This is a genomic window from Paenibacillus medicaginis, assembly GCF_042138635.1.
GTDB lineage: Bacteria > Bacillota > Bacilli > Paenibacillales > Paenibacillaceae > Paenibacillus > Paenibacillus medicaginis.
In genome coordinates, this window is record NZ_JBHIRY010000001.1 from 69,835 (window position 1) to 95,405 (window position 25,571).

The following is a 25,571-nucleotide window of genomic DNA, read 5'->3' on the forward strand; positions in this document are numbered from 1 at the left end:
ATGCTTGAAATCTAAAAAAGGAAATCCCGGCTGAATGATCGGGATTTCCTTATCTCATCGTCGCCCTCGCCTGCTGATTTTGCCAGAGCCGATACGTGTCTTGGGCTTGGTGATGGATTTGCGCGGGGAATCAAATATGCTGCCGCCCTTATTCCGATTGATCGTGCCTCTGCTCGGCGAGCTCTGACCGCCGCGGTCAAATATACTTCCGCCGCTGCCTACGGCAGATCCTGTGCCGCCACGGCGGATAACCGATCCGCTGCGGTCAACCGTAATGGGCGGAATCGCTTTTTTCTCGCTGGTTGTAGGCTTGTGGTATTGGCCCCCAGCAGGCGGCTTGTATACATCCCGGCTGGTATAACCTCTGTACGCGCCTCCTCGTACGGTATCAAAAAGGTCGTTCAACAGACTGGCAACCAGATATCCCTGCAGAAAGCTTGAGCTGTAATTCTGCTGCACGTACTGCTTTGTATCCACTTCAATCAGCGTATCCGATGGCTTCTTGGGGTCCTGCTGCAAATGGTACCATTCATCCGAATATACGAGAAACATGCGCTCCGTACTTTCAGGCGACATTTGATCCGGAGTACGGCTGTTCGCCAGCTCCTGCGCCACCTCCGGCACCGTTTTGCCGGCTGCCCGGTATACGTACGAGGTAGCATTGCCGCTGCCGCTTACCGATTCAAGCGGATACGTATCCTTGACCGACGGCGCCCCACATCCGCTCAGCACGGACATAAAAAGGCATAAAGCCAAAATGATTTTTAAATTCCTCTGCCAGGCAGCGCGTGTATTCATAGGTATCCTCTCCTAGCTTGCCCGGATGACCTTCACGTCTCCCGGAATGACTTGTTCTCCTTCATACAACATAAAACGCCCGTCCTGCCACTCAATGCGCAGCATACGGTTGTTGTCCGCCTGATACTGCCATACATGCTGTTCGCCGCTGTTCGGGAAGGGGGTCCTGCCAACCGCAGATACCGTGCCTCCAAACTGCTCCTCAAGGTGATAGTCCAGTCCGTCCAGCTCCATGATGGTCGGCAGCTCGTCCGGGGTATCCGGACGCCCGTCAATGGGCTGATACATTACAAACTTCAGCATTTCCCGTTCTTCAATATATAAATAATCAATATTGCTTCCATCCTGCAGCGTCAGCATGACCGCATTCCGGGCACGGTTATGTACCCTTCCAGCCACCTCATAGGTGGTAAGTGACACCTCGCATATGTCGCCAGGCATCAGCTCAAGCATGCTTTTCTCCCGCTTAGGGGGCTCCGGCTTGGCAAACAGGTTGGAAATTCGTTTCCACATGCCCATCGCTATGTTCCCGCCTTTCTCTTGTTAGTACGTGTTCAAAAAGTCCGGTTTTCAGCACCGAGAAGGTTGAATGAAGCTAGGGACTGAGGAGCGGAGCGTACTTGGGGTACGTGAGCACCTGAAATGTTTCCGCAGGAAACATGCTTCGGAAGCATCCGCTTAGTCCCGGCTGAATTCAAGATTCGATGTCGAGTCCGCCTCCTGACTTCCTTCGTGATCAAAAGATGACTTTTTGAACTACCTCTGTTAAAAGCAAGCTGTAATGATGAATGCGCCGACCAGGTGCAGTGTACCGGAAAAAAGACCATAGCCCAGCTTGCCCTGCTGTGTTCCTTCATCAAGGTCAAAGTGTGCCCATCGGCGCAGCAGAATGCGGACCATCGCTTCCATGATCAGCAGAATGACAAATGCCACCACGGAATACAGAAGCGCAGTGCCAAGGCTGTAAGCAGTTGCGATCGAGCCTGACAAAATATACCCCTGCGCGATCAGCTTCAGAATCATTCGTGACGTCACAGCCATATTTCCGTTCTTGACCTCTTCAAAATCTTTGTATTTCGTGAACAGCGAGTCAACAAACATCAATACAAACAAAAGTACCGCACCGGCTACCGTCCAAACGAACATAGCCGTCAAGGTTTGCAGATCCATCAGCTTCATCCTCCAACATTGTCCTGGTTTGCAGTGAAAAGCGAAGGGAAACGTCACATGGGCCCCCCTTCGCTTCCTTTAAAGACGCCGCAGCGTCTTTAGTGGTTCAGCATTATTTATTTTCGTACTGCTTTAATAATGCGGCCAGTTCGTCGTCCACGGCGCCCTTCTTCTCAAGCTCCCTGAATTCATCGTCCAATGATTTGCCTTTGTTAGACATCTCGTTGCTGGCTTCGGCTCTAGCCTCCATCTGCAGCATCTTCTCTTCCATTCTTCTCATGCCCGCTGCTGCGGAGTCGGAGTTGAAACCACTCATCGCATTATTGATTTCCGTTTGCGCTTTAGCGGCGTTGTAGCGCGCAATCAATGTATCACGCTTGTTCTTCATCTCCGTAAGCTGTTTGCGCATTTCCTCCAGCTTGCCGCGAAGATTGTCTGCGGAAGCTCTGTTCTGATCATAGCTTGCTTTGTACTCGCTCATTTTGGCTTCGGCCGCTTTTTTCTCCTCAAGCGCCCGCCGCGCAAGCTCTACATTTTGGGCTTTGGCGGCAGTGTGCGCCTGTTCATCACGTTTTTTCACCAACGCTTCCTGTTCTTCGTAAAGCTGCTTGAATCTCTTCTCGATGGCGATTTGAGCTGCCACCGCTTTCTCTGCATCTTCAAGATCCTCCTGCATATCGCGAATATATTGTTCCGTCATTTTGATCGGATCTTCCGCCTTATCGATAATTGCATTGATATTGGACATGGTAAGATCGCGAAGCCGTTTGAAAAGGGACATTTGGATTTCCTCCTTAAATTTTTAGCTGTTAAAAACTCATTATGCTTACATTTACGTAGACAAATACTCCAGGTTTCATTTTCACAAATCTTTATGTCACTTATTTTATATCATCCTGCTCCATCCGAGCAAATCCCGCTTTGCAACCGGCAGGAATAAATATTATCCAATTGTAGAAAGATACTATAATCCGACGAATCCACCGAGAGAGGATGCAATCCATGTTCCGTTCTTTTTTGCTGCCCAGCATACTGATCGTACTGCATATGGCCTTCGGCCATTCGCCTTCTTCTTCTCCGCCGCAGACGCTTAAAGCCGCCACGGATACAGCCGTCATCACAGCAGCAGATGAGAACAAGCTGAGCAGACTGCGTAAAAAATACGCCGATACGTTCAAAATGCAGGGTCCGCGCACAAGGCAAATCGCCCTCACCTTTGACGATGCCCCGGATCCGAGGTTTACTCCTTATATTCTGGACGCTTTAAAGCAGAATCATATCAAGGCCACCTTTTTTGTTGTCGGTGATAAAGCGGAAAGATACCCCGAGCTCGTAAAACGCATGGTGAGAGAGGGGCATATTGTGGGAAATCACTCCTTTAATCACCCCAATTTCAATAAAATTTCGCTCAGACAATTTCAGCGGCAGACTATCAAAACCGGACTTGCTATACAAAAAAGTACCGGTTACAAGCCGCTTCTGATCAGACCGCCCTATGGTGAAATCACAGAATCCCAGCTGCGCTGGGCTCGCCGCAGCGGATACACCATCGTCAACTGGAATGTCGATTCCATGGATTGGAAGGGACTAGATAAGGAGCAAATCCGTCGTAATGTGCTAACGACCACCGGGCCAGGCTCGATTATACTGATGCATGCAGGAGGAGGAACAACCTCCAACCTGACAGGAACGATAGAATCCCTGCCCTCGCTCATCCGCACATTGCAGCAAAAAGGCTACATTTTTGTTACCGTTCCACAGCAGCTCGACATTCAGGCTCATCAATGAACATGGCAATGTGTACTTGAAACCAAAGAACCTTCCAGCCTACTGCAGGCATAGAAGGTTCTTTCACTCGTGTCTACTCGATGACATACAATTTAACATTTTGATAGCCGAACTTGCTGACATGGGACTTGCTTCCAGGGATAAAAATATCGATTCTATTGCCTTTGATCGCGCCGCCCTTATCGCTGGCTGTTGCCACAAAAGCGTGGTCCGGCAGCCCTGGATGGGAGTAACCTGTAACCAGCACCTTGGTGCCTAGTGGAATGACGTCCGGGTCCACCGCAATGGTGCCCAGCTTTAACGAATTGCCGAAATAATCGACAGCTCCCCACTTGCCGTGCTCATCGGCCACTGCTGAATAGGCTGATGCTTTGACGTTAATTTCTTTGGAATAAGTAAAGGTTTTGCCCCATGCAGTTACTTCGTTGGCCGACTTTTGCGCCACAGCGTTCGGATCTAGCTTCACGGTAGCTGCTTTAACCAATCCGCCGTTTACTCCGCTGCCAGGGAGCTTGATCTGTCTGCCAACATAGATGTTATTCGCCGGAATATCCGGATTCGCCTTCATCAAAGCCTGGAGGTTAACATCGTATTGCTTGGCAATCTTGAAATACGTATCCCCCTGCTTCGCCGTATAAACCGCCTCCGCATGTACCGGCACCGTATTCACGATCAGGCTGATTCCTGCCGCAATAAAGGCCGCTTTAAATAATTTCCTCCATTTTATCATTGTATGTACCTCCCAGGATGAATTCACACAGAATCATTTTCAGAAAATTTACCAGATTTCATCTTCCGCACTTTGCTTATGCTCAGGTTACTACCTTATGCATATTATCACAACTTTGTAACCTTTTCTTTATGGAAATGTTACCATTTCCCCAAGTCCTCATCACCATCATCCGGCTTGTCGACCGCTGCCACAAAGTCGCTCTTGGCCGGGTAACCTTTGAGGCTGTAGTAAATCTCCATATAAGCTTCTGCCGATACATTCCAGCTGTAGTCTCCCTTGAATGCGGACTGCATGATCTGCTGCCAATGCTCCGGCTGACGAAAAAAGGACATGGCCCTGCGAATCGTATGCATCATATCATGCGCATTGTAATGCTCAAAGCTGAAACCGTTCCCTTCCCCTGTAAGCTCGTTATAAGCATGAACTGTATCCTTCAAACCGCCTGTTTCGCGGACGATCGGGATGCTTCCGTAACGAAGCGCCAGCAACTGGCTGATGCCGCACGGTTCAAAACGTGATGGCATCAGATACATATCGCTGGCCGCATAGATTTTGCGGGAAAGCTCCTCGCTGAAACGGATCTGGGCGGACATTTTCAGCGGATAACGCCCGGCTGCTTCGTTGAACCAGCGCTCATAAGATGGATCTCCGGTACCGAGAACGACGAACTGGAAATCGTCGTAATACATCATCTCATCCAACACCCGGGTGACCAGATCCAACCCCTTCATGCTGACCAGCCGGGTTACCATTGCGATCAGCGGAACATTCGGGCGTACGGGCAGACCGAGCTCCTGCTGCAGCCCGATTTTATTGTCCCGTTTCTTGCCCGAACTGCTGCGATACTTGACATAAATATGCGGATCGATCGACGGATTATAGCTTTTTACATCTATCCCGTTCACAATACCGCTCAGGCGCCCTTCATCCCCCAATTTGCGCAGCAAACCGTCCAGACCGTATCCGTAATACTCCGTCTGAATCTCCGTGGCATAGGTCGGGCTAACTGTCGTCACATGATCGGAATATACGAGGCCTGCCTTCATAAAGTTCACCCTGCCGTAATGCTCCACACCATCGACATGAAAGTGGCTGCTGTCCAGGTCGAGCAGATCTGTTAGAACTTCATAAGGGAAATCCCCTTGGTACAGCAGATTATGTATGGTGAACACCGTTTTGATCCCGTGATAAAATTTGTGGTGGCTGTACTGGTCACGCAGCAGCAAAGGAATCATCGCCGTATGCCAGTCATGACAGTGCAGAATATCCGGCTTGAAGCCCAGCTCTGGCAGCACATCCAATACGGCCCTGTTCAGGAAGGAAAAACGCTCGCCATCATCCATATATCCATAAATGCCTTCCCTGGAAAAATAGTATTCATTGTCCACAAAATAGAACTTGATTCCGTCCAGCGTCAGCTGCTCGATACCGCAATATTGATTCCGCCAGCCTATCTGCACATGTTTCACACCGACAGACTTCATGCTTTTCTTGTACTGCTCCGGAATGCCGGCATATTTGGGCAAAATGACGCGGACATCGTTGCCTGCCCTCACGAGTGCCTTCGGCAGAGCTCCCAGGACGTCAGCCAGTCCTCCGGTTTTGATAAAAGGATGTACTTCAGCGGCGGCAAATAAAATATTCATTGCGGTTTCCTCCTTCTCGGTTTGGCAGCTGTTTTTTTCAGTATAACCATGCCAAGCGGCGGAAGTGTCAATTCGAGGCTTTGCTTCTGTCCATGCCAGGGCATCTTGACCGTGCGCAGCACTTCCGTATGGACCAAGCCGCTTCCCCCGAATTCTTCCTGATCACTATTAAAAATTTCCGTATAGCTGCCCGGTCGTTCCACTCCAATCCGGTAATTCATCCGCTGCACCGGCTGAAAATTGAGCAGAACGATCAAGCCATTTCCTTTTCTGCCCTTGCGCACAAAGCTGATGACACTCTGTGCATCATCCTCCGGGCTGATCCATTGATAACCCTCCCACGTATGATCCTGCTCCCAGAGCGCTTTTTCCTGCAGGTACAAATGATTCAGGGCAGCGGTATACCTGTGCAGCTTGCGGTGGCTGTCATAATCGAGCAGAAACCAGTCCAGCGCCTCCTCATCCCTCCACTCTATAAACTGGCCAAATTCCCCGCCCATAAAAAGCAGCTTTTTGCCCGGTGATGTCATTTGATAGCCGAGCAGCGCTCTTAATCCGGCAAATTTCTGCTCATAGCTGCCTGGCATTTTATCCAGTAAAGATTTTTTGCCATGTACAACCTCATCATGCGATAAAGGGAGCGTAAAATTTTCGGAGTATGCATAATATATAGGAAATGTCAGCAGATTATGCTGCCGGGGCCGTTCGGAAAAGTCTGTCTCCATGTACTTGAGCGTGTCGTTCATCCAGCCCATATTCCATTTATAGTTAAATCCCAGTCCCCCTTCATTCGTCATCCGGGTAATTCCCGGCCAGGCACTCGATTCCTCGGCCATCATCAGAGCATAGGGATAGTCGTTGAATATCGTCTCGTTCAGTTGCTGCAATAAAGAAATCGCTTCCTCATTCTCGATCCCCCCCTTGGCGTTGCGGTTGAAGCTGCCCTCTTCCTTTTCAAAGTCCAATCGCAGCATACTTGTCACCGCATCGACCCGCAGACCATCAATGTGATACACATCCATCCAGAAAAGCGCGTTGGAAATCAGGAAAGAGCGGACTTCCGGTTTGCCGAAGTCAAAGGTAAGCGTCCCCCATCCCGGCTTCTCGGCCGTTAGAGGATCGGCATACTCGAAAAGAGGTGATCCATCGAACAAACGAAGTCCATGCGCATCCTTGGCAAAATGAGCCGGAACCCAGTCCAGAATGACGCCAATTCCGGCTTGATGGCATTGATCTACAAAATACATGAAATCCTGCGGGCATCCGTATCTGCTTGTTAGCGCAAAATAACCTGTCAGTTGATATCCCCAGGAAAGATCATAAGGATGTTCGCTTAGGGGCATAATTTCAATATGTGTATACCCCATTTCCTGAATATAAGGTACCAGCAAATCTGCGATTTCCCTGTATGTATAGAAGCTTCCGTCTTCTTTCTGCCGCCATGTGCCCAGGTGAATTTCGTAGATGTTTATCGGCCTGTTGTATGGCTCCCGCTTTTTGCGGCGCCATGCCGAGTCCGACCATTTATACCCGTTCAGGCTGCCTACGACGGAAGCCGTAGCGGGTCTCAGCTCAGCCCGGACTGCAAAGGGATCAGCTTTAAGGAATCGCTTGCCATCAGGACCTGTAATGTCATATTTGTAAAAAGTTCCTTCCGTGATCCCCGCAAAAAAGCGGCTCCACAATCCTGATTCGGGTATCTTATATAAGGAATGGGTTTGGCCGCTCCAATGATTCATGTCCGCCGCAAGCCCTACATGCAGTGCATTCGGTGCCCATACAGTGAAACGGACACCTTTTTCGCCGTTTTCTTCCGTGATGTGCGAGCCCATGAAACGATAGGCGTTATAATGGGTTCCTTCATGGAATAGATAAATGTCCTGGCTCAAAACCGCCCCGGTTGCCCGTGCAACGGCCGAATTATGGATGGGTTGAGCTTGCTCTTTCAAATGATCACCTGCTTTACATAGTTAAACTTTACTTAACTTATTACCCCATTGTTCCCAGTTTGAAAAGGAATTTTGCGGCTGCTTATATTATTTGCATGATTTCCATTCATTCACAGCCCTGGATCGTTTCAAGAGTGTCTGTTTTCGTTTATGTATGTACTACATTGACAAAATTCGGGAGGGAATCGAGATGTACAATAAAGAATGCATTGCCATGTTGCTCGCTGGCGGAGAAGGACGCCGCTTGGCACCGCTGACTTCGATCATAGCCAAACCCGCCGTTCCATTCGGCGGCAGTTACCGGATTATCGATTTTCCTCTCAGCAATTGCGTAAACTCTGGAATCGATACGGTCGGTGTCTTGACTCAGTACGAAGCAGAGTCGCTTCACCAGCATATCGGCGAAGGTGAACCATGGGGATTAAACAGTACGACGGATAAAGGGATTACGCTGCTTCCTTCATATAATACAGGCATTTCCGAATATTTAGGAACAGCTGATGCCATTTACAAAAATCTGGAGTATATCGATCAGCAAAATCCGGAGCATGTACTCATTCTTTCTGGCGATCATATTTATTATATGGATTATCGTGAAATGCTGGAAGCTCATAAAACGAAAAAAGCAGCAGCCACCATTTCCGTGATGGAGGTGCCTTGGGAGGAGGCTAGCCGCTTCGGCGTTCTGAGTACAGATGAGCATAAGCATGTCACCCGTTTTGACGAGAAACCGGAGCAGCCGGGAAGCAACCTCGCTTCCATGGGCATTTATGTGTTCAAATGGAGCTACCTTAAACAGCTTTTAATCGCAGATGCAGCGGACGACAGCTCCAGTCATGATTTTGGCAAGGACATCATTCCCAAAATGATTACCGATAGGGAGCCGGTATGTGTCTATGAATTTCAGGGCTACTGGAAGGACGTGGGCACGGTGCAAAGCCTGTGGGATTCCCATATGGACCTGTTGACGGCAGAATGTGAAATTGATTTAAACCGCCAGGACTGGCCGATGTTTACCCGTGAATGGCGGTCGAAGCTCAGCGCGCGCAGCAACACACTGCCGCTGTTGAACAACTGCCTGGTGCACGATAGCTGCAGTATGGAAGGAACCGCGGACGGGTCTGTTGTATTCTGTGGTGTGGAGGTTGGTAAATTCACCCGCATTATAGACAGCGTCGTTATGCCGAACTCGAAAATCGGCCGCAATGTAATCATTGAGCGGGCGATTATCGGGGAAGGTGCCGTCATCAAAGATGGCGCCGTCATCAAGGGATCCACCAACGAAATTGTAGTCATCGGTCCGTATGAAACGGTTCTCGGCAAGCCTGCCGTTCGCCCTCAGGCCGCTCGTTTGCTGAAGGATGCCTACGAGAAAAATGCTCGTCTGCGTGCAGAAGGCCTTTCTTCCTAATATGATAATGGGATGTGCAAAGTTTGGCAACTTTGTACATCCCATTTTTTCATGACAAGGAGATTTTCTCAGGATCGGACACTCTTCTCTCCTCCCACTCGCTGCGCAGAATCCCCATTTCAAAAAGGCTCCAATACTGATCGCCAATCCGGGCGCATTCCCTCATCAAGCCTTCCTGCTTAAACCCTGCGCGTTCATACGTACGGATAGCCGATTCATTAAAATCAAAAACGCCCAAGGTCATACGATGCAGCTTCAGCACGTCAAAGCCGATGCGAAGCGCTTCATGGATCATGCGGCCCCCGCAACCTTTCCCTCTATATTCCGGGTTCCCGATCACGACCTTGCCGATGCGGCCAGACAGATTGCGTCTGTCCAGCGCGATGGACAATGTGCCAATGATGTCCCCGGACAAGGCATGCAGCACTTTGTACACGAGTTTTCCGCCGACGGCAGGATGATTTGCATTCTCCATATACTGGCTCAGTGCATCCAATTGCAACGGATGGTCCCATAAGGGGCCGGCCCACTGCAACTGAAACTCGGGTGTACTGGCCCACTGCTGCATGAGTGGCAGATCTTTGTCCAGCATGTACACGAACCGGATATCCCTGTCACTATGCTGCTGCGGCTGCTTTTCATAAAGAGTGACAAAACGTCCGCCCATGTCCGAGATGCCCATGAAACGGTAGCCTTGTTTTTGATACACAGCGTTCAGCTTTGGATTGTCCGAGGTGCAGTCGAGCCGGAGCCCCCTCTTGCCCCTATTTTCCACAAGGTTTTCTGCCGTACGCAGCAAATGTTCTCCGATGCCTGCCCCGCTGTAGCGTCGGCGGACGGTAAGCCGGTGGAGATAGCCGAAGCTGCTGTCATTCTGATCCTTCCAATAAGCAGGGTCCTCATCCTGCAATGTAAACATGCCGGCAGGCTGGTCGTTGATGCAGGCGACATACACCTTCCTATCCGCAAAATATTCGGCGACAAGCTGTTCGGTAAACAGGGAACGGTCCCATTGTTTGATTTGCTGCTCTGACAGCCAGCCCGCCGCTTCCTGCAGCAGAGCCATGACGATGCCGGTTTGCGGCAGGGCCGCTTCCGTGATTTTTAATAAGCCCAGGCTGGTAGATACAGTATCTATAACTTTGGCATCATTCATTTATGAGCCCCCGCTTCCGTTTCAGCTTCAACAACATCAGACGGAACGCCCGCTTCTTCCAGGGCGGGAAGCTTCACCGTAACGGTGGTTCCTTGCCCAAGCACACTGTCCATCAGCATTTCTCCCCCATGCCGTTCGACAAATTGCTGGGAAATGGTAAGCCCCAAGCCTGTTCCCCCATTCTGATGATCCACCTGGAAGAAACGATCCCGTACCTTTTGCAAATTCTCCTCACTGATTCCAATTCCCGTATCCTGAACAGACACGGCTATTTGCTGGTCCGCTTTTCTTAAGCTAATGAAAATATAGGAGTTCTCACTTGAGAACTTGATCGCATTGTCAACAATATTGAGAAATACCTGCTTGAGCCGGTTGCCGTCCCCATGAACCAGATAGGGCTGCTCTTCGGCATCCAGATTGAGCTTGATCTTCTTCATCTCTGCTTTGGCCCACACATTCAGCATAATCTCCTGCAGCAGCTGCCGCAGATCGACGGTTCCCATCACCAGCTTCATCTCATTACTCTGCAGTTTGGAGAAATCAAGAATTTCTTCCACAAGCCCGATCAGCCGGTCCGTTTCCTTGGAAATAATTTGCATCCCGATTTTTGTCTCCTCCGGATCATAGCCCCCCGAGTTCAGCGTCTCACTCCAGCCCTTGATGCTGGTCAAGGGGGTGCGCAGCTCATGGGAAATGGAAGAAATAAAATCATCCTTCACCTGGTTCGTATGCACAACCTCCTGGGCCATATAGTTCAGGGTGGCTGCAAGCTCGCCAAGCTCATGCGGGTGGTTGCCCCTGATACGGACATCAAATTTTCCTTCAGCCATCTGGGCCGACACTTCGGTAATTTCATTAAGCGGCCTCACAATGGAGTTTGCCAGACCGATGCTGAAAATGAGGACGATTGTCAACACCGCCGCTCCCACACCGATGGACAGCAGCGTAATATAAAAGAGTCGATCGTTTACTACATCAAGCGAGGTTACGTAACGAAGGATATAAACATTATCCCCGCCGATGCCTGACAGCTTTTTGGATATAGCCATCACCTGCTGGCCGGTTTCCGGTTGTTTGCCCACCCACCGTCCATTGCCACCGGCCAAGGCCTGGGCAACGTCACTGGTTTGGATTTTCCGGTCTGATTCAAAGCCGGTGGAATTGATAATGACATTTCCCTGCTCATCAAGCACTTCCAGAAGCGTTCTTTCTATTTTGAAGTTATTGATCAAATTCGCGTTCAGCGATTGTCCCGGCATGCGCAGAGGCTGAGAGAGATCGGCCACGTAATCGGCATGCAGTTCGATGTGCCGATAGATGGTATCATAATAATAGGATCTGATCGCAAATAAGAAAATGATCTCCGCCAGCAGCAGAGCCAGAAATACCACAAAAAAGTAATGCAGGACAATCTGCCTGCGGATCCCTTTCTTAATCATTGACCCTGACCCTTCCATTTATATCCATGGCCCCATACTGTCTGCAAATAGGCGGGCTCTGACGGATTAGTCTCGATCTTCTGGCGAAGGCGCCGTATGTTCACGTCCACAATTTTCGGATCCCCCATATATTCCTTGCCCCAGACGTGATCAAGCAATACATCCCTGCTGAGCGGTGTGTTTTCTTTTTCCAGAAAAAACTGGATCAGCGAAAATTCGGTCGGTGTCAGCTCGATCGCCTGACCGTTCTTTTTGAACTGCTTGGAAATCAGATCGAGTGTAAACGGTCCGGAATGGAATGACACCTTGGCAGCCGTCTCGCGGTGCACATTGACCCTTCTTAACAGCGAATGGATGCGGGCGATCAGCTCCGTAGGGCTGAACGGCTTACTAACATGGTCGTCTGCACCTACGGACAGAGCATATACCTTATCCTGCTCCTGAACCTTCGCTGTCAGAAAAATAATGCCGAGCCGTTCATTGGTTTCACGGACCCTGCGGCATACTTCAAAGCCGTCGATGCCAGGCACCATCACGTCCAGCAGCGCGATATCAATATCCGGAACCGAATTCAGCAAATGGAGAGCCTCATGCCCATCTCCTGCTTCCAATACTTCAAATCCGTTGCGCTTCAAGTTAATAACAATAAAACTGCGAATGGATTCCTCATCCTCAAGAATCAAAACTTTACTCACTGCTCTCCTCCCTTTCCACCGCTGTATTTAACATATTTCCCATTTTGCGTTTAAATGCTCCCGACTCTTTGATGCCAACCACCTGGCCGCTTGTACGCACCAGTTCCTCCCAGCCGCTGCTGACATTATCCCATTGTGAGAGCGGGAAAAACTTGATTTCCGCAAGCACCTCATCATTTTCAATCCTTACGAAGCGCAGATAACGTTTTTTATCCGAATTTCGGTTAATCGTCACTTTGCCGTGCAAATCCTTCGGGATATTCAGAATAAAGAGGTTCTGGTTGTCCCGATACTGCTGCAGCTTGAAAATCGTGCCCTGCTCACCGTCCCACTGGTAAAAGGAGACAAAGAAAGGCACCTCGGTCGGATCGGAATTCTCCCAGCCTACCGGCCGTTCAAGCAGTCCGAATTCGAGAACTCCGTCGTTGTCCACATCTTCACTCAAAATAACTGCATCCCTGTACGTGTGGTCCACAAGATCGAGCCGCTGCATTCGGCCATCCTTCATGATAATAATATTGGACACCGAAGCAGACTGGGTGATCATCGTATCAATTATCAGGCCGGTCGTGTTCTTCGCCACCTGACCAGCTGCCACGTTGTACACACCGGATATCTGGCTCTCCATATCAAGGCGTCCGATTTCCCGGAAGCCGTTATTATACTGATAAGTTGTGACCGTAAAATACTCGTTGCGCAAAAAAGATATAATGGTAATATCCGTTAACTTGTCGCCATTCATATCCATCGGTTTTTGCCTGCTATCGTCCACCACAAAATGGGAATACGGCATCTGCCAGACGACCTCCAATGTGCCTCCGGTATAGGAGTATACGATCAGGGTGTTCTCGGAATCCTCTTCCCCGCGCGAGAAACCGGCCACAATATCCAGTGTTCCATCATTCGTCACATCCACGAGCTTGAACGATTCCAGCACAAGACCCGCTCCGTTAAACGTCAGCTTCTTCACCCATGTGCCGCCCTGATTCTCCAGCAGCATGCCGTGAATGCGCACATTTTCATCCTCTGGAGTCTCGTAGAATAAAACGGCTTCCTGTATTCCGTCGTTATTTAAATCCCCCACTCGAATCGAGCTGGTATCCTCCGGATCGCGTGGACTGACAATTTGATTCCCGGCCAGCTGTGAGGTAATCACACTATGCAGCTTCTGGTTTCCGTCTGACATCATCGGCTCCCTCATCAAGGAAACCGGGTCTGTTTCGTTGCCAATGCCGCAGCCGGCCAGCAGAAACACGGCAACCAGCAGAAGCCCCGCGAAGCTCAGAGCGCGCAGTCTTGTTAACATGCATCCACTTCCGTTCAAAGCATATTTTTCTCCCCGTAAGTTAACCTCCGTCCATGAACGTCGAAGACGATCTCGCCTCCCTGCAGCCCCCAGATCCGGGATGCAAAACGCTCGGCTCTCTCCAGTGGAAGCACGCTGATGACGGTGATCCGCTCCTGTTTGCACAGCTCCCGCAACGTTTCCAGCACCTTGTCCGCCGCAGCAGGATCCAAGCCGTTTACCGGCTCATCGGCCAGAATAACCTTGGCGCCATGCACCAGCGCACGGGCTATAGCTACCCGCTGCCGTTCTCCTCCGCTTAGTTTCTCGCATTTGGCATGAGCTTTATCCAGCAAGCCCAGCTCTTCAAGCGTATCCATCGCTCCCATATAATCATCAGAACGGACCATGCCTGTAATCATTCGCCAGACAGGAGTTTGTCCCGTTCTTCCGATCAATACGTTTTTAAGTGCGCTCCGGTTCAGATTCACATAAGGATTCTGCTCCAGAAAAGCCCATTCCCGTCTTTGCTTCAGTTTCCCCGAAATTCCGTTCTTCAGGACGTCTTCCCCGTTTATCATGAAACTGCCGCCGTCCCATGATTCCTTCAGCGCCAGGCAGCGCAGCAATGTGCTCTTGCCGCTACCGCTCGGTCCAACAAGCGCAATAAATTCGCCCGGCTGGATATCTGCGCTTATATTGCGGAGCACCGGAATTCTGTCTGCTCCGACATGTTTGGTCAGCTGCCTTATTCTGATCATCGGATATTCCCCTTCTTGTCCGAACCAACGTATTTTGAAACCTTCTTAATTACTTAAGTTTATTGTAATAAAAGAATAATTTCTATGCAAACAAACGTTCTAGACAGACTAGTTCACATTATAGTGGACAACGCCCGGCAAAACAAGCGATAATGAATGTTGACGCAATTATTTCAAGGTTGCAATAGCATGCTGTCTGACAGGAGGCATTTTGTGGCATGAGCTACGAGGTCAAAATTGACGCATCTCCGATTTATGAGCTTCTCGGAAGCTTTATGGTATACGTCACCAAAAAATGGGTTCGGGATCTGGATGTAGGAACCGCATGGATTGAGCAAGTTGATAACAAACTATCTTCTGAAGCAAAACAAGCCATCGACACAGCCAAAGATCTGCCCTTTCATGATTACGATGTTCTGTATGCATGGGCCTTTACAAGGCCGGGCTTTGATGAAATCGCAGATTTTCTCGCCTATCTGGAGAGCAGTGATGACCGGTCGCTGCATGAGCGGATATTCCATCATCTTCCTTTCCTGACTCCGGAGGAGTCCATCAGAATTCGCCGCATCTATGTCCCTCTGCTCCGCGCCTGGGACAAGGAGTATTTCCGCCAGCAGGAAGGGGATCTGCGGGCTATCGCCTTTGAGGATGCCGAGGAGAAAAAAATGCTGCTTGGCAAAATGGATCCTGATGCGCTTGTAGAATACGCCACGGCAGGATTGGTAGTTCCCCCGCTGCAGGATCTCGATACGGTCGTGCTCTTCCCGAGCGTACACAATCGGCCGATCAATACGTACTGCTTTTATAGCCGGATGCTGCTCATCCAGTATCCAGTGGATATTCCCGAAGAAGACGAGGATGCGCCTCCTACCATTTTACTGAGACTGACCCAGGCTGTTGCGGATCCGCAGCGTCTGCGGCTGCTCCGTTATTTTGCCGGCGAGCCGCGATCGTTGTCCGACATGCGCCGGGATTTAAAGCAAGCGGATGAAGAGCTGATGTCTGACTTGATGATTTTGCGGGTAGCCGGGCTGCTGCGCATTCACATCGGCCGTTACGGCAAGGAAAAATTCAGCATCCGCCCCGAGGGCACTTCGGATCTGCAAATGTTTTTGGAATCATACGTCCGGATTTGACCAGCGTGCATATCCGGACGTCAGGGAGGAAATCAACAATTTATGATCACACGGCAGCAAATTATATTTGATTTGGATGATACGCTAATATACTGCAACAAATACTTTGATATGATTCTTGACCAGTTTTTTGAGACCCTGCAGGAATGGTTTGCGGATGAAGCTCTGACGACCGGGGAAATCCGCGACAAGCAGATCGAAATTGATGTCGCCGGCGTGAAAAAGCTTGGCTTTGCCAGCGAGCATTTCCCCCGCTCACTGGTTGAAACATACCATTATTTCTGCAATGCTTACCAGCGCGAATACGTTAAAACGGAAGAGGAACAGCTCCTGCTGCTGGGAAGAAGCGTATATGATCAGGAGGTGGAACCTTATCCCGGCATGGTGGAAACCCTTGAATCTCTGCGTAAGGCCGGTCATACCCTGTACCTGTACACCGGCGGGGAAGTCGCAATCCAGCAGCGGAAGATCGACCAAATGAAGCTGTCCACATACTTTGAGGACCGTATTTTCATCCGCCAGCACAAAAATGTGCAGGCACTGGAGGAAATTTTGCGGACAAACCGGTTTGACCGCAGCGTTACCTGGATGATTGGCAATTCACTGCGTACAGACGTATCACCGGCGCTCGAAGCGGGTATCCATGCGATCTATTTGCAGCAGGAAAAGGAATGGGTGTATAACATGGTGGAACTGCAGCAGAAGCCTGCCTCTGTGATGTATACGATCAGAACCCTTACGGAGGTTCCCCGCGTCATTCATGAAAGCATTCAAATCCACCAGCAAAAAAGGACCCTTGGCTAGTCGGCTAGGGTCCTTTTTTGCTGCACGTTATTCCATTCTGACTCCCAGTTTGCCTGTCGGCGCATCCTCAAGCACAATTCTCGCTTTAACGGCTGAACCGTCGCTGCGTTTGAATGTCAACAACTGGGTCTGACCTTTGCCCAGCAGCGATTTCAGCATCGCTTCCGACAGCGTTTTGCCCTTGTATTCCTTCCAGATGACAAACCCGCAGCCCTGCTTGAAATGGGTGCATCCATAGCCTTTCCTGCCTTCAATGATCGAGCCGCCGCAGCCCGGACGGGGACAGTTCCCCAATTTCGTCCGCTCTGCCACAAGAGTCGCTGATGCGGAGGCGCTTTGAGCGCTTCCCGTGCTGCTCCCGGCTTTTCCGTTCCCGGAGCGTCCCGCACGTCCCTTACGTGTCCGGCTGCCGCCGTCCGTGCCGAAGGAGTCCGCCGCCGCAGGCGTCTGTTTTCTAACCTTTTCAATAACGGAGAAAGTGAACTTTTTTACATTTTCCATGAACTTTTCCTGCGCAGCCTCGCCCTTGGAAATCTGGTTCAATCTGCGTTCCCATTGTCCGGTCATTTCCGGGCTCGCCAGCAGCTCGACCCCGGCATGGCGGATAAGCTCGATGGCCGTCTTTCCTTTTTCTGTAACAAGAACGCGCTTGCCCTTCATCTCGATGTAGCCGACCTGCTTGAGCCGCTCAATGGTGGCAGCGCGGGTGGCGGGTGTGCCCAGGCCGGCATCCTTCATCACTTCGCGCAGTTCCTCATCCTCCATCTGCTTGCCCGCGCTTTCCATCGCCTTCAGCAAGGTGCCCTCCGTATAGCTTTTAGGGGGCTGGGTCGCTTTCTCCTTTACCTCCGACTTGACGCAATAGGCAGGCTGGGCTGGGTCGAGCTCGAAATGTCCCTCCGTCCACTCCTCCGTCTCTTCCTCTTCATCCTTTTTTCCCCGTCGACCTGATTTCTTCTCCGTGTCAGACGCAACTGCAAGCACGACCTTCCAGCCCAGCGAAACGAGCTCCTTAATACCTGTTTTGAAGATATGCTGCTCCACTTGTGTCAGCACCGTATGCAGCTTGTACTCCGCCGGTGGATAAAAGTGGGACAAAAAGCGGCGCACTACCAGATCATAGATGTTCTGCTCTTCTTTGCTGAGCGTACCCGTTCTTTTCAAGGTGGGCAGGATCGCATGGTGATCTTCAACCCTGGCCGGATTGCAGACCGATTTATTTTGCTTGTGAACCAGCCTGCTATCCGCATTTTGCGCAAGCTCCGCATATGGACCGGATTGCAGCATATGAAGCACTTTGTGCATGCCTTCAATATTTTGCTCTGTTACATAGTTGGAGTTCGTTCGCGGATAAGAAATGACCTTATGACGCTCATACAAGGCCTGCGCCACATCCAGCGTTTTCTTGGCCGAATATCCGTACCTGGCGTTCGCCTCGCGTTGCAGCAAGGTTAAATCATATAGCTTGAAGGGATATTCCTTGGTCGGCTTCATTTCATATTTGGCAATGCTGCCTGTTTTGCCTTTGACCGCGGCAGCAATGTCAGCCGCCTTCTCCTGCTCAGTTAGACGATCTCCCTGCCATATCCCTTTATATTTGGTTTGTCCCTGCTTAAAAAAGCCCAGCACCTCGTAAAAGGTCTGGCTTTCAAACGCCGCAATCTCCTTCTCCCGGTCATGGATCAGGGCCAGCACAGGCGTCTGTACCCTGCCGACAGATAGCAGCGCGTTGTGTCTGGTCGTAAAAGCACGCGAGGCATTCATCCCGATCAGCCAATCGGCCTCACTTCGTGCCCGGGCGGCCAGGGTTAGATTTTCATACTCCGAGGCATCCTTCATATTCGCGAAGCCCCGTGAAATGCTTTCTGCCGTCAGATCCGAAATCCACAACCGCTTTACAGGCTGACGTAATTTCAGCTGCTGCTGGATCAAAGCAAAGATATACTGCCCCTCACGCCCTGCGTCACAGGCATTGATGATGGAATCGCAGCGTTTGGCCAGCTCTCCGATCGTTTTCAGCTGATCCTTGGTCTTCGGATTGGGAACAATTCTGAAATGCTCCGGTATAATAGGCAGATCATTGATGTTCCAGCGCTTGTACTTCGGATCATAGGCGTCCGGCTCGGCAAGCCCGAGCAAATGGCCAATGGCCCAGGTTACAATATAACGTTCACCTTCCAAATAACTGCGGTTGTTCTTCGCACGGGGCTCGATCACCGCCGCTATCGTCCGTCCCATGTCGGGTTTCTCGGCGATCACCAGCGTCTTCATCCATTTCTTCCTCCCTGGCGCCTGCAGCTTAGCAAGCTTGATCCTAGTCCGTTTAGAAGCAAAAAAAGCTTCCGTCTAAGAAAGCTTTATGCCATGATTACAGTCTATTATACCACAGAAGCCAATTCTTCTAAAGGAAAAGCAAATTCCACAAAAGTTATGTATATGTTAATTTTAATAACACATAAAGCACGAAAATACGGAATACCTTTTAATCTTCGAATTAATTTTCAATTTCCGCATATATGTTGTGGCTAAGACAGAAGTTATATGTTATATTTAATGACGATAAAGGTGCGAAAAAAAGACTCCGCTTAAGCAGAGTCTCGAAAAATAGGATCATAGCTATTGATAAAAGTTTAAACCAATACTGAGGAGCCCATCAAATATTTATCCACTTCACGGGCCACTTCTCTGCCTTCGTGAATGGCCCAGACGACCAGACTTTGCCCACGGCGCATGTCCCCGGCAGCGAACACTTTATCCACGTTCGTTACATATTTGCCGTAACGGGCTTTGACGTTCGAACGGCGGTCGGTTTCCAGCCCCATCTGCTCAACAATGGTTTGCTCAGGACCGTCAAATCCGATCGCAATCAGGGCCATTTGCGCAGGGAATACACGCTCTGTTCCAGGGACCGGTTGATAGATCTTGCGTCCTGTTTCATCAACCATACGCTGAATTTGAACCGTATGCAGTTCTTTCAGGTTTCCGTTGTCATCCCCGACAAATTTCGTGGTCATGATGGAGAACTCACGTGGATCATCGCCGAAAATCGCCTTTGCCTCTTCCTGAGCGTAATCGAGCTGATACACATTCGGGAATTGCGGCCACGGATTGGCGACAGGATCCCGTTCCAGCGGGGCCTTGCTGTGAGTACCGAATTGGGTTACACTGCGGCAGCCATGACGCAGCGCTGTAGCAACACAGTCCGAGCCGGTGTCGCCGCCGCCGATGACGATAACATCCTTGCCCTCAGCATTAATGAATTGACCGTCCTCCAGACCGGAATCCAGATAGCTCTTGATCGTTCCGTTCAAATAGTCCATCGCATAACGAACCCCGTTCAAATCGCTTCCCTCAATGTTGAACTCTCTCGGCTTGGTTGCTCCCCCGCATAATACCACCGCATCAAACTCATCAACAAGCTGCTGTGCCGGAATGTCCTTTCCAATTTCCGTACCGGTAATGAACTGTATCCCTTCCGCTTCAAGCAGTTCCACACGCCGCTCAACCACTTTCTTATCCAGCTTCATGCTTGGAATGCCGTACATCAGCAGTCCGCCGACACGATCAGCACGTTCGTATACGGTTACACTGTGGCCTGCTTTGTTCAGTTGAGCAGCTGCTGCCAACCCCGCCGGGCCGGAACCGACGACAGCTACGCGCTTGCCTGTACGCTTCTCCGGGGGTTCGGGAACAACCCAGCCCTCTTCAAAGCCTTTCTCGATAATCGCTTCTTCAATGGTCTTGATCGTCACGGGCTGTCCGATCAGACCGACGGTACATGAACCCTCGCACGGAGCGGGACAGACGCGCCCGGTGAATTCCGGAAAGTTGTTCGTCTTGTGCAGACGGTCCAATGCTTCTTTCCAGAGCCCACGGTATACAAGATTGTTCCACTCAGGAATGAGATTGTGAACAGGGCACCCATAGGTGCTGCCGGCCATATCCAAGCCTGTATGGCAATAAGGGGTTCCGCAATCCATGCAACGGGCACCCTGTGTGCGTAATTCTTCTTCGCTCAAATGCTTATGGAACTCCTCCCAGTCCTTAACCCGTTCCAGCGGGTCGCGGTCAGCAGGAAGCTGTCTCTTATACTCCATAAACCCTGTTGGTGTAGACATCTTACGTTCCCCCATCTCCTCTTATCTGTGCCCGCTTCGCAAACATTCCACAACTCCCTCTCCATGAAGGGAGCTCAGGAATATGAAACGGTAACCCTCAATTGAATCAAATTTGATTCATTGTAACACAATAAAGCAGAAAAGTGTTGAAATACTGTGCAACTTTTTAGCGAAAAGCGAAATGTATTTTCAATCATATCAATAAATATTTCAAATAGCATACCACACACAGATATGAATAATAAACAGGAAAATCGTATATTTATTTGATTATGTGCTTTATTTGGCAGCAGTCAGACTCTTTCATAAAATACAAAGCGGTAGCAGTAAGGGTTCTTCTCGTCTGTTATTCCCTGAATTTCGCGTACAGGTTTCCAGCTGCTCCAGTCCAAATCCGGAAAGAGCGTATCTCCTTCGAACGCTTCTTCAATACGGGTTACGATCAATTCGTCGGCATAGGGCCAGAACAGCTTGTAGATTTCCGCTCCTCCGATAATCATAAGCTGCTCCTGCTCAGCCAGCTTCATTCCTTCTTCAAGACGGTGAATCACATCCGCTCCGTCTGCGGTATAATCAGGATCGTGGGTCAAAACGACATTTTTACGCTGCGGCAGGCTTTTCCCTCCAAAGGATTCCCACGTTTTGCGGCCCATCAGCACCGTTTTATTCATCGTCTGCTCTTTAAAAAATGCCATATCCCGCGGCAGTCTCCATGGGAGAGAATTGTTGCGGCCGATCGTTCCGTTCTTATCCATCGCCCATATCATGGAAATACTCATGTAAGTCCCCCCTTTTCACGCGCCAAAGACTCGTGTTCGGCAGTTCAGCCGTCTTTAAATCGCCACCGGCGCCTTAATTGCCGGATGGTGCTGATAGTTCACAAACTCAAAGTCTTCAAATGTATAATCGAAAATGGTATCCGGCTTCCGCTTGATCACCAGCTTCGGCAACGGATAAGGCTCACGCTGCAACTGGGTGCGAACTTGCTCGAAATGGTTTGAATAGATATGGACATCTCCGCCGGACCAGATAAATTCGCCCGCTTCAAGGCCGCACTGCTGGGCAACCATATGCGTAAGCAAAGCATAACTTGCAATGTTAAAAGGCAGTCCCAGAAAGGTATCCACCGAACGCATCGTCAGCATGCAGGACAGCTTTCCGTCAGCTACGTAAAATTGAAACACAAAATGACATGGCGGCAGCTTCATCTGCTCGATTTCCGCAACATTCCACGCACTCACCATATGTCTGCGCGAATCCGGATTGTTCTTGATCGAATCGATAACATTGACAATCTGGTCGATCGTTCTTCCGTCCGGTGTTTGCCAGGAGCGCCATTGCGAGCCGTATACAGGACCGAGATCACCGTTCTCATCCGCCCACTCATCCCAGATGGTAACTCCATGCTCCTTCAGATAAGCGATATTGGTATCACCGCGCAAAAACCAGAGCAGCTCATGAATGACCGACTTCAGATGAATTCTTTTGGTCGTTACAAGCGGAAATCCTTCCGTCAGATCAAAACGGAGCTGTCTGCCGAAGACGGAACGAGTTCCGGTGCCTGTGCGGTCGTTCTTGTCCGTTCCATGCTCCAAAATATCCTTCAGCAAATCCAAATAATTTTTCACTGCACATTCCCCTCTTCATGCAAGCATTGTACATGACAGCATTCGTCCGGTTTTACCAGATCACGTCATCTTTTATAAACATCCTGACTCTTAGTGTACCATGAGCGGCCGACTCTCTCCAGATGAAAAAAACGTCTGTTCGGATGGATAATACTTGCTTTTGTGTGAATGTTCCCACCGCCTAAAGAGGCGGGGGCTTCTTGTTTCGACGATCGCTGCCTCTCTGTAGGAAAGGTCTGACTGGATCTCCACAAGCGTTCGATGCGGCACGCATCCCGTTCGGGGCAAACCCTCCCTACGGTATCCAGTCCATCACGCTACGATGTTCAAAGCCCGCTGCAAAATGACCTGGGCCGAAACGATGTCTCTGTCCTGCGCCAGCCCGCATTCTTTGCATTCATGAAGCCGGATTGCCAACGTTTTTGGCACTTCCGCACCGCAGATGCAGGTTTGCGATGTGCCGTGGGCGGGCACTTCTACGAGTCGCTTCCCCTGTTTTGCGGCTTTATACGACAGATACGTGATGAACCTTCGCCATCCGGCATCCGAGATGCTTTTGGACAGTCGGCGATTGCGAATCATATTTTTCACTTTCAGCTGCTCCACCGCAATCAGGTCATGTCCCTGAACGATGCGATGCGATTGTTTGTGCAAGAAATCTTTGCGCTGCCGCGCCACTTTCTGGTGGATGTTCGCCACTTTCTGTTTGGCCTTCTGCCAGTTACGAGAACCGCGCACTTTGCGGGACAACCGCCGCTGGGCGCGTCTGAGCCGCTTTTCCGATTTTCGCAGATACCGTGGGTTGTCCACCTTCGTCTCATCAGACAGCGCCGCAAACGTGCGTAGCCCGACGTCGATGCCCACGGCGGTTTCCGTCGTCTGGCTAGCTTTCGCTGCTTCTATGCTTACGCTGATGCCTGCGATCCATCCGTCCGCATGCCGTTTCACGTTGATTTGCGTCACATTTGCCTGGTCGAGCGGACGGTGTGTACGCATGCGGACAAAGCCGATTTTAGACAGATAGACGTATCCATCCCGTGCGAAAGTCTTGTCTACCGTACCCGGCTGAGGGTATGTAAAGGAGAGATATCGGTCGGCTGACTTATAGTGGGGAAAGCCCGCATCGCCGCGAAAGAACCGTTGATAGGCATCATCCAAACGCCGCAAGCAGTCTTGTAACACTTGGGAATGAACTTCTTTGTATTCGGGAAATTCCTTCTTGAAAGCGGGCAATTCATTTTGCTGTTTGGCGTAGGTGATGGTTGTGCCCTCTTGCTTGTAGACGGTATCCCGTTGCTCCTTCGCCCGATTGTAAAGCTTCCGGCACAAGATCAACGTTCGAATCATGCGTTCTTCCTGTTCGGGAGTCGGGAAGAGGCGAAATTGATACGTAATTTGCACGAAGGGTCACCGCCTTAATAAGAACGTATATTCCCATCATACCACACAAACATTCGACTAGGAAAGCACGAGCTTTATACAATAGACAAGTGCATTTAGGCTTCGCCTAACCGAGATTCATCCCCTACCTGCAGAGGAAGGGGACTTCTCACGGAAACATGTTAAAAAAAGACAGAGAACGCGCTTGGCGTTCTCTGCTTTGTACAAAATATATAGTGCTGCAAAAGAATTAGCGGCGAGGAGCCATCGTATGGATGGGGTGACCCAATACCACTTCAGCAGCCTCGGCAACCAGTTCACCCAGCGTAGGATGCGCATGGATGGTAAGAGCGATATCTTCGAGTGTAGCTCCCATTTCAATAGCCAGACCCAGCTCGGCAATCAGGTTGGAGGCTTCGATACCTACGATTTGCGCACCCAGTACAAGACCGGTTTCATCATCAGCTACGATTTTCACGAAACCTTCAGCACCATTAAGGGAAACGGCGCGGCCGTTCGCAGCATAAGAGAATTTGCCTGTTTTTACTTTGTGGCCTTTGTCTTTCGCTTGCTGCTCACTGTAACCTACACTTGCACATTCAGGATCTGTAAATACTACAGCAGGAATGCATTTGTAGTCCACTACAGAAGGCATGCCGGCAATGGCTTCAGCCGCCACTTTACCTTCATAAGAAGCTTTGTGCGCCAATGCAGGGCCTGCAACGATATCACCGATAGCGAAAATATGCTTATGATTAGTGCGACCTTGATGATCCACTTTTACAAAACCGCGCTCATCCAATTCCACTTCAATCAGATCAAGACCCAGCTCACCATCCGTATTGGGACGGCGTCCAACCGTAACAAGCAGGTACTCAGCCGTTACTTCTTTGCTCTCGCCGTTTACGGAGAATTTCACCGTAACGTCTTTGTCTGTTTGCTCAGCGCTTTCGGCTTTGGCTCCTGTGACGATTTCGATGTTTGTTTTCTTCATGTTTTTCGCAACAAGCGAAGTCATATCTTTATCAAAGCCAGGGAGAACAGTATCCAAGCCTTCGATGATAGTCACTTTCGTGCCGAATTTGGAGTACATTTGACCCAACTCGGCGCCGATGTAGCCGCCGCCGATTACGATCATGCTCTTCGGTACTTCAGGCAGATTCAACGCTTCTGTCGAGGACAGAATACGGCCGCCGAACGGGAACGGCTTCAACTCGATTGGACGGGAGCCGGTAGCGATGATGCAGTTTTTGAAACGGTAACGCGGAGATTCATGATCATTGAACACACGCGCTTCGTTCTGGCTAATGAACATGCACTCGCCGTTGAAGATTTCCACTTTGTTGCCTTTGAGCAGCGCGCTTACACCGCCGGTCATTTTCTTAACAACACTTTCCTTGAACTCCTGTGTTTTGGTGAAGTCCACTTTAACGTCACCCACCGACACGCCGAAGAAATCGGCGTGCAGTGCGTTTTCGTACTGATGGGCTGCGGAGATCAGGGCCTTGGACGGAATACAGCCGCGGTTCAAGCACACGCCGCCGAGTTCCGATTTATCCACGATCAACACTTTTTGACCCAGTTGCGCAGCGCGGATGGCGGCTACATAACCGCCTGGACCCGCACCGATGACCAATGTATCAATATCCAGAGAAGCGTCTCCTACTACCATTG

At 50.2% G+C, this 25,571-nt stretch carries 22 protein-coding genes; 4 read left to right on the forward strand and 18 right to left on the reverse strand.

Annotation, left to right across the window (positions count from 1 at the left end; genetic code table 11):
• Positions 1 to 54: 54 nt before the first annotated feature.
• The 4 genes from ACE5LO_RS00370 to ACE5LO_RS00385 form a co-directional block, all read right to left on the reverse strand.
• Positions 55 to 798 (reverse strand): DUF4247 domain-containing protein, encoded by a 744-nt coding sequence (locus ACE5LO_RS00370; RefSeq protein WP_375518094.1) that lies wholly within the window; start codon positions 796 to 798, stop codon positions 55 to 57.
• Positions 799 to 810: 12 nt separating this feature from the next.
• Positions 811 to 1,317: a DUF4178 domain-containing protein gene (locus ACE5LO_RS00375; protein ID WP_375518095.1), complete on the reverse strand. Its 507-nt coding sequence runs from the start codon at positions 1,315 to 1,317 to the stop codon at positions 811 to 813.
• A 246-nt stretch (positions 1,318 to 1,563) separates the two neighbouring features.
• Positions 1,564 to 1,968, reverse strand: coding sequence for a DUF350 domain-containing protein (locus ACE5LO_RS00380; RefSeq protein ID WP_375518096.1), 405 nt, complete (start codon positions 1,966 to 1,968; stop codon positions 1,564 to 1,566).
• A 112-nt stretch (positions 1,969 to 2,080) separates the two neighbouring features.
• Positions 2,081 to 2,749 carry a PspA/IM30 family protein gene (locus ACE5LO_RS00385; RefSeq protein WP_375518097.1) on the reverse strand — a complete coding sequence of 223 codons (669 nt, stop codon included), beginning with the start codon at positions 2,747 to 2,749 and terminating at the stop codon, positions 2,081 to 2,083.
• Between the two features lie 221 nt (positions 2,750 to 2,970).
• Here ACE5LO_RS00385 and ACE5LO_RS00390 point away from each other — a divergent pair, with 221 nt between their 5' ends.
• Positions 2,971 to 3,756 (forward strand): polysaccharide deacetylase family protein, encoded by a 786-nt coding sequence (locus tag ACE5LO_RS00390; protein WP_375518098.1) that lies wholly within the window; start codon positions 2,971 to 2,973, stop codon positions 3,754 to 3,756.
• Positions 3,757 to 3,829: 73 nt separating this feature from the next.
• On the opposite strand, the gene ACE5LO_RS00395 is transcribed toward ACE5LO_RS00390, so the two are convergent.
• The 3 genes from ACE5LO_RS00395 to glgB form a co-directional block, all read right to left on the reverse strand.
• A complete protein-coding gene (locus tag ACE5LO_RS00395) occupies positions 3,830 to 4,486 on the reverse strand; it encodes a 3D domain-containing protein (protein WP_375518099.1) in 657 nt (218 codons plus the stop codon).
• A gap of 140 nt (positions 4,487 to 4,626) precedes the next feature.
• Positions 4,627 to 6,135 carry a glycogen synthase GlgA gene (gene glgA / locus ACE5LO_RS00400; protein WP_375518100.1) on the reverse strand — a complete coding sequence of 503 codons (1,509 nt, stop codon included), beginning with the start codon at positions 6,133 to 6,135 and terminating at the stop codon, positions 4,627 to 4,629.
• Positions 6,132 to 8,084, reverse strand: a complete 1,953-nt coding sequence (gene glgB / locus ACE5LO_RS00405) for a 1,4-alpha-glucan branching protein GlgB (protein ID WP_375518101.1) — start codon at positions 8,082 to 8,084, stop codon at positions 6,132 to 6,134. Before glgB ends, glgA begins: the two co-directional genes overlap by 4 nt.
• Before the next feature lie 190 nt (positions 8,085 to 8,274).
• Here glgB and ACE5LO_RS00410 point away from each other — a divergent pair, with 190 nt between their 5' ends.
• Positions 8,275 to 9,495: a glucose-1-phosphate adenylyltransferase gene (locus ACE5LO_RS00410; RefSeq protein WP_375518102.1), complete on the forward strand. Its 1,221-nt coding sequence runs from the start codon at positions 8,275 to 8,277 to the stop codon at positions 9,493 to 9,495.
• A gap of 49 nt (positions 9,496 to 9,544) precedes the next feature.
• On the opposite strand, the gene ACE5LO_RS00415 is transcribed toward ACE5LO_RS00410, so the two are convergent.
• Genes ACE5LO_RS00415 through ACE5LO_RS00435 form a run of 5 tightly spaced genes read right to left on the reverse strand, consistent with a single transcriptional unit; the run spans position 9,545 to position 14,831 of the window.
• Complete coding sequence (locus tag ACE5LO_RS00415; RefSeq protein WP_375518103.1) at positions 9,545 to 10,651, reverse strand: GNAT family N-acetyltransferase; 1,107 nt, start codon at positions 10,649 to 10,651, stop codon at positions 9,545 to 9,547.
• Positions 10,648 to 12,090, reverse strand: a complete 1,443-nt coding sequence (locus ACE5LO_RS00420; RefSeq protein WP_375518104.1) for a sensor histidine kinase — start codon at positions 12,088 to 12,090, stop codon at positions 10,648 to 10,650. The genes ACE5LO_RS00415 and ACE5LO_RS00420 overlap by 4 nt, the downstream gene beginning before the upstream one ends.
• A complete protein-coding gene (locus ACE5LO_RS00425) occupies positions 12,087 to 12,785 on the reverse strand; it encodes a response regulator transcription factor (protein WP_375352843.1) in 699 nt (232 codons plus the stop codon). Before ACE5LO_RS00425 ends, ACE5LO_RS00420 begins: the two co-directional genes overlap by 4 nt.
• Positions 12,778 to 14,091 carry a hypothetical protein gene (locus tag ACE5LO_RS00430; RefSeq protein WP_375518105.1) on the reverse strand — a complete coding sequence of 438 codons (1,314 nt, stop codon included), beginning with the start codon at positions 14,089 to 14,091 and terminating at the stop codon, positions 12,778 to 12,780. The genes ACE5LO_RS00425 and ACE5LO_RS00430 overlap by 8 nt, the downstream gene beginning before the upstream one ends.
• 14 nt (positions 14,092 to 14,105) lie before the next feature.
• Positions 14,106 to 14,831 carry a phosphonate ABC transporter ATP-binding protein gene (locus tag ACE5LO_RS00435; protein WP_375518106.1) on the reverse strand — a complete coding sequence of 242 codons (726 nt, stop codon included), beginning with the start codon at positions 14,829 to 14,831 and terminating at the stop codon, positions 14,106 to 14,108.
• Between the two features lie 218 nt (positions 14,832 to 15,049).
• Here ACE5LO_RS00435 and ACE5LO_RS00440 point away from each other — a divergent pair, with 218 nt between their 5' ends.
• Positions 15,050 to 15,967, forward strand: a complete 918-nt coding sequence (locus ACE5LO_RS00440; protein ID WP_375518107.1) for an ArsR family transcriptional regulator — start codon at positions 15,050 to 15,052, stop codon at positions 15,965 to 15,967.
• A gap of 42 nt (positions 15,968 to 16,009) precedes the next feature.
• Entirely contained in the window at positions 16,010 to 16,771 is a 762-nt protein-coding gene (locus ACE5LO_RS00445; protein ID WP_375518108.1) for an HAD family hydrolase, read from the forward strand.
• A 27-nt stretch (positions 16,772 to 16,798) separates the two neighbouring features.
• Here ACE5LO_RS00445 and ACE5LO_RS00450 read toward each other — a convergent pair whose 3' ends face one another.
• From ACE5LO_RS00450 to lpdA, 6 genes are all read right to left on the reverse strand, one after another.
• On the reverse strand, positions 16,799 to 19,042 hold the full coding sequence (locus ACE5LO_RS00450; RefSeq protein ID WP_375518109.1) for a type IA DNA topoisomerase: 2,244 nt from the start codon (positions 19,040 to 19,042) through the stop codon (positions 16,799 to 16,801).
• Positions 19,043 to 19,401: 359 nt separating this feature from the next.
• Positions 19,402 to 20,889, reverse strand: a complete 1,488-nt coding sequence (locus tag ACE5LO_RS00455; protein ID WP_375518110.1) for a glutamate synthase subunit beta — start codon at positions 20,887 to 20,889, stop codon at positions 19,402 to 19,404.
• Between the two features lie 293 nt (positions 20,890 to 21,182).
• On the reverse strand, positions 21,183 to 21,668 hold the full coding sequence (locus ACE5LO_RS00460) for a dihydrofolate reductase (RefSeq protein WP_375518111.1): 486 nt from the start codon (positions 21,666 to 21,668) through the stop codon (positions 21,183 to 21,185).
• Between the two features lie 54 nt (positions 21,669 to 21,722).
• Positions 21,723 to 22,517 carry a thymidylate synthase gene (gene thyA, locus ACE5LO_RS00465; RefSeq protein WP_375518112.1) on the reverse strand — a complete coding sequence of 265 codons (795 nt, stop codon included), beginning with the start codon at positions 22,515 to 22,517 and terminating at the stop codon, positions 21,723 to 21,725.
• A 312-nt stretch (positions 22,518 to 22,829) separates the two neighbouring features.
• Positions 22,830 to 23,918, reverse strand: coding sequence for an RNA-guided endonuclease InsQ/TnpB family protein (locus ACE5LO_RS00470; protein ID WP_375518113.1), 1,089 nt, complete (start codon positions 23,916 to 23,918; stop codon positions 22,830 to 22,832).
• A 229-nt stretch (positions 23,919 to 24,147) separates the two neighbouring features.
• Positions 24,148 to 25,569 (reverse strand): dihydrolipoyl dehydrogenase, encoded by a 1,422-nt coding sequence (gene lpdA / locus ACE5LO_RS00475; protein WP_375518114.1) that lies wholly within the window; start codon positions 25,567 to 25,569, stop codon positions 24,148 to 24,150.
• Positions 25,570 to 25,571 lie beyond the last annotated feature (2 nt).